At 65.7% G+C, this 19,023-nt stretch carries 15 protein-coding genes; 8 read left to right on the top strand and 7 right to left on the bottom strand.

What is annotated here, in order from left to right:
* Positions 1–27: 27 nt before the first annotated feature.
* Positions 28–351, bottom strand: coding sequence for a ferredoxin (gene fdxA / locus AC4LGL_RS31865; protein WP_003882174.1), 324 nt, complete (start codon positions 349–351; stop codon positions 28–30).
* A gap of 262 nt (positions 352–613) precedes the next feature.
* Here fdxA (AC4LGL_RS31865) and AC4LGL_RS31860 point away from each other — a divergent pair, with 262 nt between their 5' ends.
* From AC4LGL_RS31860 to AC4LGL_RS31845, 4 genes are all read left to right on the top strand, one after another.
* Positions 614–2,629, top strand: a complete 2,016-nt coding sequence (locus AC4LGL_RS31860; RefSeq protein ID WP_491842243.1) for an FAD-dependent oxidoreductase — start codon at positions 614–616, stop codon at positions 2,627–2,629.
* 129 nt (positions 2,630–2,758) lie between these two features.
* Entirely contained in the window at positions 2,759–5,059 is a 2,301-nt protein-coding gene (locus AC4LGL_RS31855; RefSeq protein WP_491842242.1) for a nitric-oxide reductase large subunit, read from the top strand.
* On the top strand, positions 5,056–5,682 hold the full coding sequence (locus AC4LGL_RS31850; protein WP_491842241.1) for a hypothetical protein: 627 nt from the start codon (positions 5,056–5,058) through the stop codon (positions 5,680–5,682). The genes AC4LGL_RS31855 and AC4LGL_RS31850 overlap by 4 nt, the downstream gene beginning before the upstream one ends.
* Positions 5,679–6,482 carry a slipin family protein gene (locus AC4LGL_RS31845; RefSeq protein WP_003882178.1) on the top strand — a complete coding sequence of 268 codons (804 nt, stop codon included), beginning with the start codon at positions 5,679–5,681 and terminating at the stop codon, positions 6,480–6,482. The genes AC4LGL_RS31850 and AC4LGL_RS31845 overlap by 4 nt, the downstream gene beginning before the upstream one ends.
* A gap of 7 nt (positions 6,483–6,489) precedes the next feature.
* On the opposite strand, the gene AC4LGL_RS31840 is transcribed toward AC4LGL_RS31845, so the two are convergent.
* A complete protein-coding gene (locus AC4LGL_RS31840) occupies positions 6,490–7,113 on the bottom strand; it encodes a helix-turn-helix transcriptional regulator (RefSeq protein ID WP_491842240.1) in 624 nt (207 codons plus the stop codon).
* Positions 7,110–7,454 (bottom strand): ferredoxin, encoded by a 345-nt coding sequence (gene fdxA, locus AC4LGL_RS31835; protein ID WP_085105683.1) that lies wholly within the window; start codon positions 7,452–7,454, stop codon positions 7,110–7,112. Before fdxA (AC4LGL_RS31835) ends, AC4LGL_RS31840 begins: the two co-directional genes overlap by 4 nt.
* 47 nt (positions 7,455–7,501) lie before the next feature.
* Between fdxA (AC4LGL_RS31835) and ctaD the strand changes: the two genes are divergently transcribed.
* On the top strand, positions 7,502–9,199 hold the full coding sequence (gene ctaD / locus AC4LGL_RS31830) for an aa3-type cytochrome oxidase subunit I (RefSeq protein ID WP_491842239.1): 1,698 nt from the start codon (positions 7,502–7,504) through the stop codon (positions 9,197–9,199).
* A 93-nt stretch (positions 9,200–9,292) separates the two neighbouring features.
* Here ctaD and AC4LGL_RS31825 read toward each other — a convergent pair whose 3' ends face one another.
* Together AC4LGL_RS31825 and AC4LGL_RS31820 are read right to left on the bottom strand one after the other, a co-directional pair.
* Positions 9,293–9,841: a YceI family protein gene (locus tag AC4LGL_RS31825; RefSeq protein ID WP_055120547.1), complete on the bottom strand. Its 549-nt coding sequence runs from the start codon at positions 9,839–9,841 to the stop codon at positions 9,293–9,295.
* Between the two features lie 324 nt (positions 9,842–10,165).
* Entirely contained in the window at positions 10,166–12,757 is a 2,592-nt protein-coding gene (locus AC4LGL_RS31820; RefSeq protein ID WP_418021812.1) for a bifunctional FO biosynthesis protein CofGH, read from the bottom strand.
* A 202-nt stretch (positions 12,758–12,959) separates the two neighbouring features.
* On the opposite strand from AC4LGL_RS31820, the gene AC4LGL_RS31815 reads away from it, so the two are divergent.
* Positions 12,960–14,309, top strand: coding sequence for a hypothetical protein (locus AC4LGL_RS31815; RefSeq protein WP_135362037.1), 1,350 nt, complete (start codon positions 12,960–12,962; stop codon positions 14,307–14,309).
* Position 14,310: 1 nt separating this feature from the next.
* Here the strand turns inward: AC4LGL_RS31815 and AC4LGL_RS31810 are convergent, their stop codons facing one another.
* Together AC4LGL_RS31810 and mshB are read right to left on the bottom strand one after the other, a co-directional pair.
* On the bottom strand, positions 14,311–14,733 hold the full coding sequence (locus AC4LGL_RS31810; protein WP_491842238.1) for a hypothetical protein: 423 nt from the start codon (positions 14,731–14,733) through the stop codon (positions 14,311–14,313).
* A 110-nt stretch (positions 14,734–14,843) separates the two neighbouring features.
* Positions 14,844–15,701: an N-acetyl-1-D-myo-inositol-2-amino-2-deoxy-alpha-D-glucopyranoside deacetylase gene (mshB, locus tag AC4LGL_RS31805; protein ID WP_491842237.1), complete on the bottom strand. Its 858-nt coding sequence runs from the start codon at positions 15,699–15,701 to the stop codon at positions 14,844–14,846.
* Between the two features lie 79 nt (positions 15,702–15,780).
* Between mshB and AC4LGL_RS31800 the strand changes: the two genes are divergently transcribed.
* Both AC4LGL_RS31800 and AC4LGL_RS31795 read left to right on the top strand, forming a co-directional pair.
* A complete protein-coding gene (locus AC4LGL_RS31800) occupies positions 15,781–17,016 on the top strand; it encodes a chloride channel protein (RefSeq protein WP_055116525.1) in 1,236 nt (411 codons plus the stop codon).
* A 517-nt stretch (positions 17,017–17,533) separates the two neighbouring features.
* Entirely contained in the window at positions 17,534–18,898 is a 1,365-nt protein-coding gene (locus tag AC4LGL_RS31795) for a hypothetical protein (RefSeq protein WP_135362035.1), read from the top strand.
* Positions 18,899–19,023 lie beyond the last annotated feature (125 nt).

The following is a 19,023-nucleotide window of genomic DNA, read 5'->3' as shown; positions in this document are numbered from 1 at the left end:
CAGTCTCGAAGCCGGATTCGACCGTGCTCAGTCCTCGGCCTTGGCCGGCAGGTCCTTGATGACCTGCGGATCGTTGTCGGTCTGGCCGACCTTGGACGCGCCGCCGGGCGAACCCAGTTCGGAGAAGAAGTCAGCGTTGGCCTGCGCGTAGCTGCTCCACTGGTCCGGCACATCGTCTTCGTAGTAGATGGCCTCGACCGGGCAGACCGGTTCGCACGCGCCGCAATCCACACACTCGTCGGGGTGGATGTACAGCATGCGGGCACCCTCGTAGATGCAATCGACCGGGCACTCTTCGATACATGCCTTGTCTTTGACGTCGACGCAGGGTTCGGCAATGACGTACGTCACTGATGTCTCTCCTGTCCAGTGGGCTGCTGGGCTCGGTGGTCGGGACTCTGTTGAGTTCGACGTCACAGTATGCGTTGCCGATACTTGGACGCGCGTCTCAGTGTGTCCTAACTTCACGCGTCACCCAGTTATGGGTGGCGCGTGGTAACTGATACTAGCCGTCGCAGATACAGCTCGCCTAGCCGCCCGACCGATTCCTTTTACCCAACCCAAACCAGTCAATTAGTTGCATAGGACCGTCGGTCCCACCTACCCTGCGGACATGGGGTTGACCTATCCGCATCTCTTGTCGCCGTTGGACCTCGGCTTCACCACTCTGCGCAACCGGGTCGTGATGGGCTCGATGCACACCGGCCTCGAGGACCGTGCCGGCGACACCGCGAAACTCGCCGACTACTTCGCCGAGCGGGCCCGCGGCGGCGTCGGGCTGATCATCACCGGCGGCTACGCCCCCAACAAGACCGGCTGGCTGCTGCCGTTCGCCTCACAACTGGTCTCCTCCACCGAAGCGCGACGGCACCGCCGGATCACCGGCGCCGTGCACGACGCCGACGGCAAGATCCTGCTGCAGATCCTGCACGCCGGACGCTATGCGTACCACCCACTTTCGGTGAGCGCATCGTCGATCAAGGCCCCCATCAACCCGTTTAAGCCGAGACGACTCCGTGATATCCAAGGCACCATCGACGATTTCGTCCGCTGTGCGTTGCTCGCCCGCGAGGCGGGTTATGACGGTGTCGAGATCATGGGCAGCGAGGGCTATTTGCTCAACCAGTTCCTGGCACCGCGCACCAACAAGCGCACCGATGCGTGGGGCGGCACCCCGGAGAAACGTCGCCGCTTCCCGGTCGAGATCGTGCGACGGGTGCGCGAGGCCGTCGGTTCCGACTTCATCATCTGCTACCGCCTCTCGATGGCCGACTACGTCGAGGACGGACAGACGTGGGAGGAAATCGTCGCGCTGGCAACCGAAGTCGAGGCAGCCGGCGCGACGATCCTGAACTCGGGCTTCGGCTGGCACGAGGCGCGGGTACCCACGATCGTCACCTCGGTGCCCAACAGCGCCTTCGCCGACATCAGCAGTGCGGTGGCCGAGCACGTCTCCATCCCGGTGGTGGCGTCCAACCGGATCAACATGCCGCAGAGCGCCGAGCAGATCCTGGCGGACACGCACGTCCAGTTGATCTCGATGGCGCGGCCCCTGCTCAGCGATCCGGACTGGGTGCTCAAGGCCGCCGAGGAGCGGGCCGACGAGATCAACACCTGCATCGCGTGCAATCAGGCCTGCCTCGACCATGCCTTTGTGCACAAGAAGGTTTCGTGTCTGCTCAACCCGAGGGCCGGGCGGGAGACGACACTGGTGCTCAGCCCGACGCGTCGGGCCCGTTCGGTGGCCGTCGTGGGCGCCGGCCCGGCCGGGTTGTCGGCCGCGGTCAACGCCGCCGAGCGCGGTCACCGGGTCACGCTGTTCGAGGCGGGGCCGGTCATCGGCGGCCAATTCGACCTGGCCAGAAGGATTCCCGGCAAGGAAGAGTTCAACGAGACCATCCGGTACTACACGACGATGCTCGGCAAGCTCGAAGTCGACGTGCGGCTGGGAGTTCGGGCCGGAGCCGACGACCTGGCCGGCTTCGACGATGTGGTGCTCGCGAGCGGGGTCACTCCGCGCCTTCCCGCCATTCCCGGGATCGATCATCCGAAGGTGCTCACTTACGCCCAGGCCATCACCGGTGCGCCGGTAGGCAAGTCGGTAGCGGTGATCGGCGCCGGTGGAATCGGCTTTGACGTCAGCGAATTCCTCACTACTGATCAGTCGCCGACCCTGAACCTCAAGGAGTGGAAGGCCGAGTGGGGTGTGGCCGACCCGCAGGAAGCCCGCGGCGCGCTGACCACTCCCCTGCCCGCGCCCGCCGTGCGCGAGGTGTACCTCCTCCAGCGCACCAAGGGACCACAGGGCCGCAATCTCGGCAAGACCAGCGGCTGGGTGCACCGAGCGTCGCTGAAAGCCAAAGGGGTGCATCAGCTTTCCGGAGTGAACTACGAGCTCATCGACGATGAGGGTCTGCACATCAGCTTCGGTTCCGAACACCGGGACCGACGCGTGCTTCCGGTCGACAACGTGGTGATCTGCGCCGGACAGGAATCGGTGCGTGATCTCGAAGAGGACCTGCGGCGCATAGGCATCGAACCCCACATCATCGGAGGCGCTGCTGTGGCAGCCGAACTCGATGCGAAACGAGCAATCAAACAGGGCACCGAACTGGCCGCCGCGCTCTAGGCTGCGCTGCGCAAACTTTCCGAAAAGCCCGCAATGGTGCTGCCCCGTCGGTATTTTTGACCCCGTCGAAGATTCCGCACGTGCGGGTTCAGATGCCGCCCGCACCCATGTGGTGGGGGGAGCAAGCGCATGGCCGTCAAGGAGTCCACCAGCCAACCGCTGATCGGCAAGGGCTGGGTCCAGGGCGTCGCCCTGGTGATGATCTTCGGCTTCTTCGTCATGGGCCTGCTGGCCTACCGCACCTACACGGCATCGATGCCGATGCCCGACAAGGTGGTCACCGAATCCGGGCAGGTGGTGTTCACCGGCGACGAAATCACCCGCGGTCAGGAGCTCTTCCAGTCGCGCGGCCTGCAGGAGTATGGGTCGATCGTCGGTCACGGTGCCTATCTGGGCCCCGATTACACCGCTGATTACCTCCGCCGGGCAACTGATGATGTGGCCGCCCAGCTGCGGGACGGGGGTATGGCCGACACCCACGACGCCGTCGTCACCGAGTTCCGCACCAACCGCTTCAACCCGGAGACCCGCACCCTGGTGTTCACCGACCGGCAGGCCGAGGCCTTCAACCGGATCACCGAGCACTATGCGGAATTCTTCGGGGAGGACTCCACCAAACACGGGCTGCTCCCCCGGCTCATCACCGACCCCGCCGAGATTCACGACCTGACCGCCTTCTTCGCCTGGACCGCATGGGCGTCGGCCGCTGACCGGCCCGGCCACAACTACAGCTACACCAACAACTGGCCCAGCGAACCCCGCGTCGACAACGGCCCCACCGCGCAGCTCATCGTCTGGTCGACGCTCTCGTTGATCATGCTGCTCGGCGGGACCGGCATCATGTTCGCCGTCTACGGGCGCTGGAGTCAGAAGATCGGTTGGCACAGCGCCGAAGCCCCGATGCTGTCGTTTCGCCAGCCTGGCGAAGTTCCGCTGACACGTGCACAGCGCTCGACCATCTGGTTCTTCGCCATCGTGTCGCTGCTGTTCTTGGCCCAGGCCCTGCTCGGCGGCGCCGTACAGCACTACCGGGCCGACCTGTCGAACTTCTTCGGGCTCGACCTGGCTGCCATCCTGCCCTACAACCTGGCCCGCACCTGGCATCTGCAACTGGCCCTGCTGTGGACCGCTGCGGCGTTCCTGGCAGGTGGAATCTTCTTGACCCCGTTCATCTCCCGGCGTGAGCCGCGACGGCAGCACTGGCTGTCCTACGGCTTGCTCGGCGCAGTGGTGATCGTCGTCGTCGGCTCGCTGATCACCGAGGCGCTGTCGATCTACGGGATCGTCCCGTCAGGTTCGCTGTTCTCGCAGCAGTGGGAGTACCTCGATCTCCCGCGGCTGTGGCAGATCCTGTTGATCGTCGGCATGTTCCTGTGGATTGCGATCATCTGGCGCGGCATGAGGGCCCGGCTCAAAACCGAGTCCAAGTTGAACATGCCGTGGGTGTTCTTCTTCTCGGGCCTGGCGATTCCGATGTTCTACGCGGTGGGCCTGCTCGCAGGCAGCGAAACGCACCTGACAGTGGCCGACTTCTGGCGCTTCTGGGTGGTGCACCTGTGGGTCGAGGACTTCCTCGAACTGTTCACCACGGTGATGGTGGCCTACATCTTCGTCATGCTCGGGGTGGTCAGCCAGCGCATCGCGCTCGGGGTGATCTTCCTCGACGTGATCCTGTATTCGGCCGGCGGCGTCATCGGCACCATGCATCACCTGTACTTCTCCGGAACTCCGGTGGAACACATGGCCCTTGGCGCCTTCTTCTCCGCAGCCGAGGTGATCCCGTTGACGTTCCTCACCGTGGAGGCCTGGGCCTTCCTTCAATTGGGGTCCAGACAGACCACCGGAGATGCCAAACCGTTCCCGCACCGATGGGCAGTGATGTTCCTCGTGGCGGTCGGCTTCTGGAACTTCGTGGGCGCCGGCATCTTCGGCTTCCTGATCAACCTGCCGATCGTGTCCTATTACCAGATCGGAACCGCGCTGACCGCCAATCACGCTCACGCCGCGATGATGGGCGTCTACGGCATGCTGGCCGTCGGGCTGGCCATGTTCGCCTTCCGGTATGTGATTCCGGCGGACAAGTGGCCGGAGAAGTGGGCGCGAGTGTCGTTCTGGTGCCTCAACATCGGCCTGGCCTGGATGGTGTTCGCCAGCCTGTTGCCGTTGGGTGTGCTGCAGCTGTACCACTCGGTCAACGAGGGCTACTTCGAGGCGCGCTCGCTGGGATACATCACCCAGCCCGGTAACGCGGTGCTGGAGTGGCTCCGGTTGCCCGGTGATCTGATCTTCATCATCGGTGGAGTGGTCCCGTTCGTCTGGATCGCCCTGCAGGCGGTGCGGCACTTCAAGTCCGGTCCGACCACCGACGAGATGCCCGAGAACCCGCTGTACACCGAGGTCAGCCCGACGCCCGTGCCGGAGGCGCGATGAACCCTCCGAGCACCGCGGTGTGGCTGATGGCGGGGTACGCCCTGGCACTGGTTGCGGTGGCCTGGGGATTCGACATGATGGCGCGGCGCGCCTCGATGCGCGCGGCCCGTTGGCGCACTGGGCAATTCACCTACCACGCCGATCACGACGCCTGGATGTGCCCTCAGGACCAGTGGTTGTGGCCCACGTCCTTCGACCCGGCCAACCGGGTGATGAGGTATCGAGCGAAGCCGTCGGTCTGCAACAGCTGCCCGGTGAAGTCCACCTGCACCAGCTCTGATCACGGCCGCGAGATCAGTCGGGAGGTAGATCCGTGGCCGTACTCGGAGGCCGGACAGTTTCACCGCGGGATCGCCTGCGCGGTAGCCGGATTGGCACTGGTCATGGTGGTAGCGATGGCGATCGGGCAGCACGGCGCCGGTGACGTGATCGTCCTGGCGGTGACGGCGACGGTCATCGTGGCCGCCGGTGTGCCACTGGCCCGCCACCTTTGGGCCAGCCCGGCCAACGCCCCCGACCACCTCCCGCACCGCACGGGCGAACAGGACATCACGGCCGTCAGCGTCGACCGGTTCACCACGAAGTGGGGCGGCGGCTGGGCCGACAGGAAGGAGACCCAGTGACCGGATTGTGGTTCTTGCTCGCCGCGGCGGGGTTGATCGTGTTGGTGGCGTTCGCGTACTTCTCGCTGAAGGTGCTGCGCGAGTACGAGCGGGGTGTGGTGTTCCGGATGGGCCGCGCCCGCCCGCTGTACGGGCCGGGGCTGGTGGTCCTGCTGCCACTGGCCGATCGGATGGTGCGCGTCGATCAGCGGGTGGTCACGCTGACCATCCCGCCGCAGGAAGTGATCACCCGCGACAATGTGCCGGCCCGGGTGAACGCCGTGGTGATGTTCCAGGTCACCGATCCGCTGAAAGCGATCATGGCCGTGGAGAACTACGCAGTGGCCACGTCACAGATCGCGCAGACCACGCTGCGGTCGCTGCTGGGCCGGGCAGATCTGGACACGCTGCTGGCGCACCGCGAGGATCTCAACGTCGACCTGCGCGGCATCATCGAAACCCAGAGTGCCCGCTGGGGTGTCGAGGTGCGCGTGGTCGAGATCAAGGATGTGGAGATCCCCGAATCGATGCAGCGGGCGATGGCCCGTGAGGCCGAGGCCGAACGCGAGCGCCGCGCCAAGGTGATCAACGCCCGCGGCGAACTGCAGGCCTCCGACGAGTTGCGTCAGGCCGCCGAAACGCTGTCGAAGAACCCGGCCTCGCTACAGCTCAGGTACCTACAGACACTGCTTGAGCTTGGCGCGGACCAGAATTCGACGGTGGTGTTCCCGCTGCCGGTCGACATCATCACGCCGTTCTTGAAGAACCCCGCCAGTCTCGGTGAGGCGCTGGCCAATGGTCTGGCCCGACACCGGGACTAGCCGCTGATCAGCCGCTCAGTTGCGCAACGCACCGGTCGGATTCCACGAACGGGCGCAGGCCGTCGACCGTGACCGGCGCGTCCCAGGCCGTCATCGCTCCCTGCATCAGGCCCAGGTGGATCGGGCAGATCACCTCGGGACGCACCCGTGCGATTTCCAGAAATGGGCAGTGCCGCAAGGAGATTTCGGCGCCGTCGGCGTCGGCTTCTGGGGCAAAGCCGAGGTCGCCGAGCAGGTCGACCAACTTCTCCACAGCTGTTCCATCGGCGGCATCGGATCGGGCGGCGGCCAACCGGGCGCCCATCTTGCGTCCGGCCTCATCGGTGCCTGCCCCCGGTACTGCCTCCGAGGCCACCGACTCCGCCAATGCCTCGGCAAGCAACCGGTAGTGTCGCGGACCGCCAGGGTCCATGCCGCGGACCGCGGCGAACAGCTGTGGCGGTCGCCCGGGCTTGTCGCGCGCGCCGGTGACCCGGCGGACCTGGTCCTGCTCGAGCAGCGCGTCGAGGTGGAATCGCACGGTGTTGACATGCACATCGAGTTTTTCCGCAATGGCCGCGATGCTCATCGGCGCATCGCTGTCGCGCAGCAGCATCAGCACATCGCGGCGTCTTCCACGCGGCGCGTTCATGGCTGTTGCGGCGGCAGGCTCGCCACCAGCGGCGCGTCGGCGGCCACCGGCCCCAGTTTGGCTGCCCCGCCGGGCGAACCCAACGGTTCGTCCCGTCCCGGCAGCGTCTCGGAGAAGAACGCGTCGTTGTCGTCTTTGTAAGCCTCGAACTCGTCGGGCAGGTCGTCCTCGTAATAGATGGCCTCGACCGGGCAGACGGGTTCGCAGGCGCCACAGTCCACGCACTCGTCGGGATGGATGTAGAGCGCACGGGCGCCCTCGTAGATGCAGTCGACGGGGCACTCCTCGACGCACGCGCGATCCATCACATCGACACATGGCTTGCCGATCACGTATGTCATGGCCCATAGTTTATACAAGGTTTGTTTGTAAAAACTGGAGCAACGCGATGACGGCACACACAACCTCGTCAATCGGCACCGACCTCGTCAGCACGCGGCCATTCCCGTCGCGCCTGGGGCCACGCGGAAACCTGGTCTACAAGCTCATCACGACCACCGATCACAAGCTGATCGGAATCATGTACATGGTCGCCTGCTACGTATTCTTCTTCACCGGCGGATTGATGGCGTTGTTCATCCGCACCGAACTCGCCGAACCCGGGCTGCAGTTCCTGTCCACCGAGCAGTACAACCAGTTGTTCACCATGCACGGCACTGTGATGCTGCTCTTCTACGCCACCCCGATCGTGTTCGGATTCGCCAACCTCGTGCTGCCCCTGCAGATCGGCGCGCCCGACGTGGCGTTCCCACGGCTCAACGCACTCTCGTTCTGGCTGTTCGTGTTCGGCGCGCTCATCGCCCTCGCGGGGTTCATCACTCCCGGCGGCGCAGCAGACTTCGGCTGGACCGGCTACGCCCCATTGAGCAACGCCATCCACTCCCCCGGCGCCGGCGGCGACCTGTGGATCCTGGGCCTGGCAGTGGCCGGTCTCGGCACCATCCTCGGCGCCGTCAACATGATCACCACCGTGGTGTGTATGCGCGCGCCCGGAATGGTGATGTTCCGGATGCCGATCTTCACCTGGAACATCCTCGTCACCAGCATTCTGGTGCTGATGGTGTTTCCGCTGCTGACCGCCGCATTGTTCGGCCTGGCCGCCGACCGCCACCTGGGCGCCCACATCTACGACCCCGCCAACGGCGGAGCCATCCTGTGGCAGCACCTGTTCTGGTTCTTCGGCCATCCCGAGGTCTACGTGGTGGCGCTGCCGTTCTTCGGCATCGTCACCGAGATCATCCCGGTGTTCTCCCGCAAGCCGCTGTTCGGCTACACCACACTGGTCTACGCGACGATCAGCATCGGCGCCCTGTCGATGGCGGTCTGGGCCCACCACATGTTCGCAACCGGAGCCGTTCTGCTGCCGTTCTTTTCCCTCATGTCGTACTTCATCGCCGTGCCGACAGGTATCAAGTTCTTCAACTGGATCGGCACAATGTGGAAGGGACAGTTGACCTTTGAAACACCCATGCTGTTCTCCGTGGGCTTCATGGTCACGTTCCTGCTCGGTGGACTGTCCGGCGTCATGCTCGCCAGCCCGCCGATCGACTTCCACGTCACCGACACCTATTTCCTGATCGCACACTTCCACTACGTGCTGTTCGGCACCATCGTGTTCGCCTCGTTCGGCGGGGTGTACTACTGGTTCCCGAAGATGACCGGCCGGTTGCTCGACGAGCGCCTGGGCAAGATCCATTTCTGGTTGACGTTCATCGGTTTTCACACCACATTCCTGGTGCAGCACTGGCTGGGTAACGAGGGCATGCCGCGCCGCTACGCCGACTACCTGCCATCGGACGGCTTCACCACGCTCAATGTGGTTTCCAGCATCGGCGCCTTCATCCTGGGCGTATCGATGTTGCCGTTCGTCTGGAACGTCTTCAAGAGCTGGCGCTACGGCGAACCTGTCGTCGTCGACGACCCGTGGGGCTACGGCAACTCACTGGAGTGGGCCACCAGTTGTCCGCCACCGCGGCACAACTTCACCGAATTGCCCCGGATCCGTTCCGAACGGCCGGCTTTCGAACTGCACTATCCGCACATGGTCGAACGGATGAGGGCCGAGTCGCATGTGGGCCGGCACTGAACCGGGCTCGCCGACCCGCCCAATGTCACGCTGGAGTGGCCCTCGTGTCCGAGAGCCACTCCAGTGTGACAAAGCGGTGGGTCGAGCAGCGGGTCACGCCTGCTTGAGGGCCTCGATTTCGAGGGTGATGGTGACCTTGTCGCCGACGACGGTGCCGCCGGTCTCCAGCGGCATGTCGATGTCGATGCCGAAGTCCTTGCGGTTCAACACGACCGAAGCCTCGAAACCGGCGACCGGACCCTGGCCCATGCCGGGGTTGACGCCGTTGTACTCGAGCTTCAGGGAAACCGGCTTGGTCACGCCCTTGAGGGTGAAGTCGCCGTCGACGATGTAGTCGTCACCGTCGGGGCGCACGCCGGTGGAGACGAACGTGGCGGTCGGGTGGTTGTCGGCGTCGAAGAAGTCTGCGGACCGCACGTGCGCGTCGCGCTGCTCGTTGCGGGTGTCGATGGAGTTGACGTCGATGGTGGCGCTGACCGACGGCGTGCCGTCCTCGGCGACGGTGATCGCACCACTGAACGTCTCAAAGCTGCCTCGGACCTTGCTCACCATGAGGTGGCGGACGGAAAAGTTGATCGACGAGTGCACGGGATCGATGGCCCAGGTGCCTGCGGTCAGGTCGGTGGCTACTGCGACGGTCATGGTGTCTCCTTGGGTTGTGCGGCCCGGTCGATCCGGCACCTTCACGAGACATAACCGGACCGCAGTCCGAATAATTTCCCGGTTTCGGAGACTTTTTCCGCCTTTTTCTGGCCGAGGGTGCGTGTCTGCTGCCCGGCGCGCCGCAAGATCCCCGCAGTTCGGGCACGCTCAAACAGGCATGAGGGGCCGACTGCGGGCTATCGGAAGTACGCGTCACCTGCGCCGATGCCCGGTGACGCCCGCGCGAGCATGCGCAAAACGCTGACGTTCAGCGGCGAGTCCACCGGCAGACGCGCACGCTCGCGGTGCTGCGTAGGCCGCCGGTCAGGCCGCCAGCGGCGAGTAATCCGTGGTGCGTTGACGGGCCGGGCGGCCGATGCCCTCAGCGATGGCGACGAGTTCGGCCACCGTTTTGGCCGATCCGTTCTCGGAGCCGGCCATCCGGGAGATGGTCTCCTCCATCAACGTGCCGCCGAGATCGTTGGCACCGCCGCGCAGCATCACCTGGGTGCGCTCGACCCCGAGTTTGACCCACGACGTCTGAATCGACGGGATCCGGCCGTGCAGCATGATCCGGGCCAGCGCGTGCACCGCCCGGTTGTCGCGGTGTGTCGGCCCGGGACGGGAACCGCCGGCCAGGTACAGCGGCGAGGACTGGTGCACGAACGGCAGCGGCACGAACTCGGTGAAGCCGCCGGTCTGGTCCTGGATGCCGCGGAGCACGTTGAGGTGGCCCACCCAGTGCTTGGGTGTGTCGACGTGGCCGTACATCATCGTCGACGACGAGCGCAGCCCCACCTCGTGCGCGGTCGTCACCACGTTGATCCACTCCGAGGCCGGCAGCTTGCCCTTGGTGAGCACCCAACGCACCTCGTCGTCGAGGATCTCGGCGGCCGTACCGGGGATCGAGCCCAGCCCGGCCTCACGCAGCGACGTCAGCCATTCCCGCACGGACAACCCGCTGCGGGTGACGCCGTTGGCGATCTCCATGGGCGAGAACGCGTGCACGTGCATCGAGGGCACGCGGGCCTTGACCGCCCGCACCAGGTCGGCGTAACCGGTGACGGGAAGCTCGGGGTCGATACCGCCCTGCATGCAGACTTCGGTGGCACCGGCGACGTGCGCCTCCCAGGCCCGGTCGGCCACCTCGGCAGTGGACAGCGAGTAGGCGTCCGCGTCGCCCTTACGCTGCGCGAAGGCGCAGAACCGGCAGCCGGTGTAGCAGATGTTCGTGAAGTTGATGTTGCGGTTGACGACGTAGGTGACGTCGTCGCCGACGACATCGCGACGCAGCGAATCCGCTAGGGCGGCAACCGCTTCCAGCGCCGGACCGTCCGCGGTGGCCAGGGCGAGGTACTCGTCGTCGCTGCAGCCGCCCGGATCGCGTTCAGCGGACCGCAGTGCGGCCAGTACGTCGGTGTCGACGCGTTCGGGAGCGCGGGCAGCCAGCTCATGCACCTTGGCGCGGATCGACTCCCAGTCGCCGAATGCGCTGTCGAGGTCGCTCCGGGTCTCGGTGAGCCTGCCCTCGGAGTCGATCGCGGAGTGCAGATCGGTCCGGCCCAACGACTCCGATGCTTCGTCGGGTTCCTGCCACGGCCGCCCGACCGGGTTGACGTCGAGGGCGAACCCGGTGTCGGGATCGGCCAGCGCATCGACGTGCCCACGCACCCGCGGATCGATCCAGGCCGCACCGGCCTGCACGTACTGCGGTTGGGCGGTGAGTCGCTGCACCAGGTCATAGCCGGCCTCGCCGGTGACGTCGGCCAGATCGTCCAATGCCGGCCAGGGCCGTTCGGGGTTGACGTGATCGGGGGTCAGCGGCGACACGCCGCCCCAGTCGTCGACGCCGGCGCCGACGAGAGCCAGGCATTCGTCGCGCGACACCAGATTCGGCGGTGCCTGGATACGCATCTTCGGCCCCAGCACCAGGCGGGTCACCGCGATCGTCGCGATGAAGTCGTCGATCCCGGCATCGGGCGTCGACGCCATGGCGGTGTGGTCCTTGGCCCGGAAGTTCTGCACGATCACTTCCTGAACGTGCCCGAACTCCTTGTGGGACTTACGGATTGCGTGCATCGTCTCGGCACGTTCGGTCAGGGTCTCGCCGATCCCGACCAGCAGGCCGGTGGTGAACGGGATGGACAGCCGGCCGGCGTCGTCCAGGGTGCGCAGCCGCACCGCCGGATCCTTGTCGGGACTGCCGTAATGCGCCTCGCCCTTGACCTCGAACAGGCGCCGGGAGGTGGTCTCCAGCATCATGCCCATCGACGGAGCGACGGGCTTCAGCCGAGACAGCTCGGACCAGCTCATCACGCCCGGATTCAGGTGCGGCAGCAGACCGGTCTCCTCGAGCACGCGGATCGCCATGGCCCGCACGTAGTCCAGCGTGGAGTCGTAGCCGCGCTCGTCGAGCCACTGCCGGGCCTCGTCCCAGCGTTCCTCGGGACGGTCGCCCAAGGTGAACAATGCCTCCTTGCAGCCCAACTCGGCGCCCCGGCGGGCCACATCGAGAATCTCGTCGGGCTCCATGTACATGCCCATGCCCTGAGCGCGCAGCTTGCCGGGCACGGTCACGAAGGTGCAGTAATGGCAGGTGTCGCGGCACAGATGCGTGACGGGGATGAAGACCTTGCGCGAATAGCTGACCGGAAGCCGGCCCTTGGCTCCACGCCGGCCCGCCGATTCCAGGCCTGCATCGCGTACCCGGGCGGCGCTGGCACACAGATCGGCCAGATCCTCGCCGCGAGCGGTCATGGCGACCGCGGCCTCGTCGACATTGAGGGTCACGCCGTCACGGGCCCGGCGTAACACGCGGCGTAGAGCTGCCGAAGCGGGCGGCGCACTGGGCGCAGCGGGCTTCGGTGGGACGGCCGGGGTAGGCAGATCGGCGCCGTGCTGGGGGTTCAGAGCCACTTCCGTGTAACCCCGTCGTTGTGCACGATCATCCACGCGTCTCACATTCTGAAACCAATGCGCCCGGCATACCGGCCACAGTAGACCGTGCAAGTCACTGCACTGCGGGGCCCTTACTGGACACACAACTTAAAGGTGCGACGAACAGGTTGCCGACCGCGTAAGTTGTTCCCGTCGGGAAGGGGATACCGAGGGAGTCGTGATGTCCACAAATGTTCGTTCGTATCTCGTAGCGGGAGCCGCCGCAGCCACCGCCACCGCTATCGCGCTCACCCCGGTACAGGCTGCCCCGGCAGACATTGCAGTCCCTGCACACCCGACATCGACTCAGCCGCAGCTGACGCAGGCGATGGTCGATCTACTCGCCGCGGCGAGCCGGATGACCGCCGCGGTGGCGCCGAATCTCTCGGGTCAGACAGGCTCGGCTCCAGCCTTCGGCGCGGCCCCAGCCGCCACGGCGACCGGCAATGTCACCGCGGCGCCGACCGCGATCGCGATCGCACCCAACTTGGCCAACACGATCGACCAGGTCTACGTGACGGTCGAGCCCTGGGTGCAGTGGGGATTCGAAGTCGGCGCATATGCACTCGGATGGATCCCGTGGGTCGGCGGATGGGCCGGTGGCCTGCTGATGGACGCCTACAATTTCGGCCAGTCCCTCGTCGCCAGCGGCGTCTTCAACTTCACCGACTGGTTGCGAGGTGACGGCGGGATCATCCAGAATCTCGCCGACTTCGGCGTGGATGCCGTCCTGGCTGTCGCGTGGCTCGGCATCGACGTCGTCGGCACGTTCATCCCGCTGCCGCCGATCCCCCTGCCGCCGCGTCCGCCGCTGCAGGGACCGTTCCTGGCCAGCACGCTCGCCGCACCGACAGCAGCCCTCGAAGGCGCCGTCCAGAACCCGCTCACCCACCTCACCGATGCGATCACCAAGGCCCGCGACGACTTCGCCACGGCAGTCAAGTCACTGACCGAGGGGACCGGTCTCGCGACCCTCACCGACCGGCTCAAAGAGCAAGCGGCGGCGACCGAAAAGACGCCGGTCACAGACGTTGCCGGAAGCTCGGTCGACCAGGCCGTCGAAGGCACCATCGACAACATCGAGAACGCTTCAGAGAACCTCGCGACCGGCCTGAACGAGACCGTCAAGGATGTTGCGGGCAACGTCGGCCAGCAGTTCAAGCAGGTCACCGACGAGATCGGTGTGGTCCCGCGCTCGGCCCGTCAGTCGCTGCGGAACACCGTTGCCGCCCCGGCTGTCACCGACGCTGACACAGAAGAAGCCGTCAAGACCGTCACCGACCAGGTCTCGGCCGACAAGCCGGCGGCCCGTTCGGTGCGACAAGGCGTCCGCGCAGCGGTCGACAAGGCCACAACGGACGCGACGAAGGCCGGCGACGATGCACGTGACGCGGTGAAGACGGCCGCGAAGAACCTGGCGCCGAAGACCAAGCCGAAGACGGACAAGACGGCTACGCCCAAGGACGCGAAACCCAAGCAGTCCAAGAACTCCGGCGACAGCAGCAAGTCGAAGAAGGACAACAAGAAGTAGGTCAGTGGCGGTGACGCCGTCGCAGCATCGCCACCGGTGGTAGCGCACCGGCGGCGATGAATATCAGCGAGCCGTAGGCCATCAGTCCTGGGCCGGCGAAGATGATGTCGCCACCGGGTCCGCCGAAGGTCATCGCGACGACGGCGGCCAGCCAGGTCCACAGCGGTAGCGCCGCCAACCGCATGGAGTCGGTCCAGTACATGGCTGCCCATACGAGCGCGGTGTTGACCGCTCCGGCCGCCAGCGCGCTCACCGGGAACGGGATCGGTCCAATATATGTAGGCAGCAGAAGTGCGCCTACGACGGCGGAGATGATGCCGTCAACCGCGAGCAGTGCCAGGACGATACGGCCCAGCACAAGGTCGGAGAGCGAGGTCAGGTGGGAATGCTGTCGAGCAGACCGACCATCGAGCCCACTACCCACTCGTAGTTGTCAAAACGGTCCTGCCAGTGCTGCAGATTCGGATCCAGATCGGGGTCCATGAATGTCCCTTCGACGCTTCTGAGTGGCGAGCTTACCTCGTCCGGTTTCGGCTATTGCAGATTCAGTCCGGTCAGCAGGTCGGTTTCCCACCCGCGTGCATCGCGCTCTCCCGCGTCGCCCGAAACGAGCACGTAGTGCTCCTCCCCGAGCAGTGGCAGGGCGAGGTTGTTGGACAGCGCGAAGGCGCCGCCGTCGGCCGCGACGGTGACCTGGGTGGCGTGCGCGCGCATCGCGGCGACCTTGGCGGGCAACTGGGCGGTGGCGTCGATGACGGCGTCGACCCGGTCGTCGGCGTACCCGAAGGGAACATCCCCGACGTCGATCCGGATCCACTCCGTCGGCACGTCCCGCAGGCTCTGGAGACCGGTCCGCATTGCGCTGCTCGCCATGACAGTCCAATAGAACTTGGGCACGGCCCATCCGGCGGCCGCGACGGCCGCGGTGGTGACGCGGTGGGCTTGTTTGTGGTCGGGGTGCCCATATCCGCCGTCGGGGTCGTAGGTGACGACGACGTGCGGTCGCAGCTCCTCGACGATGCGCACCAGTTCACCCACGGCCTCGTCGAAATCGGCGTCGATGAAGCGCTGTTGCTTGCGCGCCGGTGAACCCTCCATGCCCGAGTCCCGCCATCGGCCGGGGCCACCCAGGAAATGCGGTGCTCCGATGCCGAGCGCGCTCAGGGCCTCGGTCAGCTCGCTGATGCGGTATCCGCCGAGTTGATCGGCTTGGTCGACGGCCAACCGGGCATAGCGGTCGCCGATGACCTCCCCCTCCTCTCCGAGGGTGCACGTGACCACCCGGACGTCGGCACCGCGCGCTGCGTAGTGCGCGATCGTGGCACCGGTGGTGAGGGTTTCGTCGTCCGGATGGGCGTGAACGAACAACAGGCGGGGCGTTTCGCTGGGCATCGTGACTGACGATAGCGACGCGCCGTGGGCGGCGCAGAAAGTCGAGCACTGCCCCACCTCCGCGCCTACATTCACTCAGGTGACCCGGCGCGAGCTCGAGTTCGGCTGCAGCATCGTCGTGATCGGGTTGTTGGCGGGCCTCGCGGGGATGGCGACGACGGTTCTTCTGCACTTCGTCGAACACCTCACCTACGACTTCACCTTCGGCTCGCTGCTCGACGGTGTCACCGACAGCAGCCCGGTGCGACGCACGGTCGGACCGATGATCGGTGGCGCGCTGGCGGGTTTCGGCTGGTGGATTCTGCGCCGGCACTACGAGGTGCCCGGACTGGCCTCGACCATCGCCGATCACCGACCCATCCCCCGGGTAGCGATGACACTTGATGCCGGGCTGCAGGTTCTGGTCGTCGGCGCGGGCGCATCCCTGGGACGTGAGGGCGCGCCGCGTCAGATGGCTGCGGTGCTCGGTGACGTCGGAACGTCCCGGTGGGCACTGACACCCCACGACCGCGAGATTCTGCTCGCCTGCGCCGCAGGGGCCGGACTCGGCGCGGTGTACAGCGTCCCGGTCGGTGGCGCCTTGTTCGCGGTCCGGATCATGATGCACACGTGGCACCCGCGAGCCGTCGGCGCCGCGTTGATCACCTCGGCGCTCGCCGTGGCAGTCGCATCGCCGGTGACGCATGTGCGGGCTCCGCTCGATTGGCCGAAGCCCGAATTGTCTTATCTACTCACCGCCTTCGCCTTGGTGATGGCGCCGCTGGTGTTCGTGGTGGGGGCGGCGTTCAACCGGATGATGGCCATGGCGCGGCCTGCCGTACCGGTCACGTCGTGGCTGATCATTCCGGGCGTTGCCCTGGCAGGACTGTTGGTGGGCCTGGGTTCGGTGTGGTTGCCGGAGCTGCCAGGCAACGGCAAGAGCATTCTCACGGTCAGCCTGAACAGCGCCCTCACGGTGGGCTCGGCCGCGGCGATCCTGCTGCTGAAGCCGCTCCTGACGGCGATCTTTCTGCGTGCCGGGGCGGTGGGCGGCATGCTGACACCGTCGCTCGCGACCGGCGCGGCCCTCGGGTCCGTGATCGCCCTGTCGATCAATACCTGGACCGAACACACCGTGAGCATCGCTGCGGTGTCGTTGACTTGTGCTGCCGGCGTGCTTGCGGTGACGCAGCGGGCCCCTATCTGGGCGGCACTTTTCGTGTGGGAGTTGGCCCGTCCGCCGTACTGGGTACTGCTGCCGTTTCTCGCCGCCGCGCTCGCGGCCCACGGGCTGCAATCGCTTGCCGAGAGACGCCGCGAGGTAATGGTCGACTGATTAGACCAGGCAAACTCGGCAACGAAATCCGTAGATTTTGAAACTGACCGAGCCTGCCACATAGTTGCCAACGCAAGCACGGTGCGAATACCGAGACCGCTGGTCCCATTAGTGGGCGGCGTCGCAACCATGGTGGCCGTGTTTTACAGATCACACCGCAATGTCCACTGTGTGCGCGCTAACTTTCCAGCTGCCGCCGCGGCGACATTACCGCTGGGTAACCTGGCCGGGCTTGTCGATCAAGCCTTCGCTGGCAATCTAGTGACATGACCTGCCAATTATTTGCTGCAGCGGGCCACTGCCATGCCCAATAACGCTACGATGGGTTTCGCAATGGGTTGACGCGACCACGGGAAATCCCGACTACCAGCAATATTTCAGATACCCGACGTTCATTTGCGGAGGCCCACACGGGTTCCTGCGAGCTGAAAATTACTTAAGAAAATTTGCAGACAACCCAACTTACTTTGGGGTAACTTCTGCGCCGACGTTAGTTACGCTCCCGTAAGGAGATTCAATGCAGCTCGCTTCCCGGTCATACCTGGCCGCCGGCGTGGCACTCGTGGGTGCCAGCGCCATCGCGGTCAGCCCGATGGCCCCGTCCGTACCGGCCGCCTCGCCGGTACACATGCCGGTCGCCCTGACCGCCGCCGTGGACAACCCGCTGACGGTTTTCGAGCCCGCGTTCGCCGCCACGCAGACGATGATCAGCAACATCATCGAGCGCCAGACCACCAACCCGGCACCGATCGCGAAGCAGCTCGTCGAGAACGCGGTCGCCGGTTACCAGGTGGCGCTGTCCACTCCCCCGGCGTGGCAGATCGCCAAGGTACTGGCCGACGCTGTCATCGCGGCCCAGAATTTCGGCCCCAACCTCGCAGCACTCGGTGAAACCACGTCTGCGGCCGGGACCGCTCTCAGTCAAGCCTTGAGCGACTTGGGCGCCGGCCTGCCCGCCGGACTCGAGGCCGCGATGGCGAAGATCGCCGCCGGTGATCCCGGTGGTGCGCTCGACGGTTTGGTGTTGGACGGGATGCAGCCCATCATCAACATCTTGATCTTCGCGGTGTCCCCCGAGATCAACGCGGTCGGGCATGTACTCAACATTCCGCAGCCGCTCATCGACGCCGCATCGGAGGCCGCTATCGGAGTCGTGATCGGACTGGCCGCCGCGACCGTCGGCGTCGGGTACGACCTGGACGGTCAGCCGCGAGCCATTCTGAAGCAGGCCCTCGTCGGAGCTCAGGACGTGGTGAACGCCGTCACCACCGGCGATCCGGTCAAGGTGATCAATGCGCTCCAACACGGCATCGCCGATTTCGCCGAGAGTGTGGTCTTCCAAACCGATGCGACGATCTCGATGGGCAACTATATCGAGGACACCTTCGCCAACGCCTTCAAGCAGCTCAAGCCCAAGCCGTTCGACCCGCCGATCGAGCTCCCCACCGCCAAGGCCCTGGCTGCACCGGCACCCGTGACGATCGAGGTCTCGACGCTGAAGGAAGAGACGGCATCAACCCCAGTTGCCAACGCGGGCAATGCCTCTGCCGTCGTCGACGGTGCCGGCCCTGACGCTGCCTCGGACGCCGCCGATGGTGTGGCTGCACCGAAGGCCGACGCCGCAGACTCCGCCGGCGCCGGTACGGACGCGAGCGACAGTGACGACACCACCAAGGCCGCCACCAAGCTGTCGACGAAGGCATCGCCGAAGGCCGACAAGGGACAGGAAAAGGCGACCTCTGCCAAGGCCGTCCGCACCCAGGTGAAGTCCGCCGTCAAGAAGCTGACCGACGGACTGAAGAAGGACAAGCCCGGCACCCAAAAGGGCGCTCAGAAGAAGTCCGAGTCGACCAGCGGCTCCGACAAGGGCTCCGACAAGTAGCCCCAGCACCAGCGCCAGGCCCTCTCCATCGACCGATGGAGAGGGCCTTCCGCTTCTTCGGAAGTTCTCAGCCTCCACTCAGCTGTGTACTCCGTCGGGCCGCTGCGGACCCACGTCGCGCAAAA

Source organism: Mycolicibacterium arcueilense, assembly GCF_058536225.1.
The sequence above is the reverse complement of the archived record's forward strand: the minus strand, read 5'-3'. Positions and strand labels throughout refer to the sequence as shown.

What these genes read in the sequence shown, in the direction of transcription:
- AC4LGL_RS31855 (WP_491842242.1), top strand. Translation starts at nt 2,759, where the DNA reads ATGGCCGTCAAGGAGTCCACCAGCCAACCGCTGATCGGCAAGGGCTGG.
- AC4LGL_RS31825 (WP_055120547.1), bottom strand. Translation starts at nt 9,841, where the DNA reads ATGACCGTCGCAGTAGCCACCGACCTGACCGCAGGCACCTGGGCCATC.
- ctaD (WP_491842239.1), top strand. Translation starts at nt 7,502, where the DNA reads ATGACGGCACACACAACCTCGTCAATCGGCACCGACCTCGTCAGCACG.
- AC4LGL_RS31795 (WP_135362035.1), top strand. Translation starts at nt 17,534, where the DNA reads ATGCAGCTCGCTTCCCGGTCATACCTGGCCGCCGGCGTGGCACTCGTG.
- AC4LGL_RS31860 (WP_491842243.1), top strand. Translation starts at nt 614, where the DNA reads ATGGGGTTGACCTATCCGCATCTCTTGTCGCCGTTGGACCTCGGCTTC.
- AC4LGL_RS31815 (WP_135362037.1), top strand. Translation starts at nt 12,960, where the DNA reads ATGTCCACAAATGTTCGTTCGTATCTCGTAGCGGGAGCCGCCGCAGCC.
- AC4LGL_RS31850 (WP_491842241.1), top strand. Translation starts at nt 5,056, where the DNA reads ATGAACCCTCCGAGCACCGCGGTGTGGCTGATGGCGGGGTACGCCCTG.
- mshB (WP_491842237.1), bottom strand. Translation starts at nt 15,701, where the DNA reads ATGCCCAGCGAAACGCCCCGCCTGTTGTTCGTTCACGCCCATCCGGAC.
- fdxA (WP_085105683.1), bottom strand. Translation starts at nt 7,454, where the DNA reads ATGACATACGTGATCGGCAAGCCATGTGTCGATGTGATGGATCGCGCG.
- AC4LGL_RS31840 (WP_491842240.1), bottom strand. Translation starts at nt 7,113, where the DNA reads ATGAACGCGCCGCGTGGAAGACGCCGCGATGTGCTGATGCTGCTGCGC.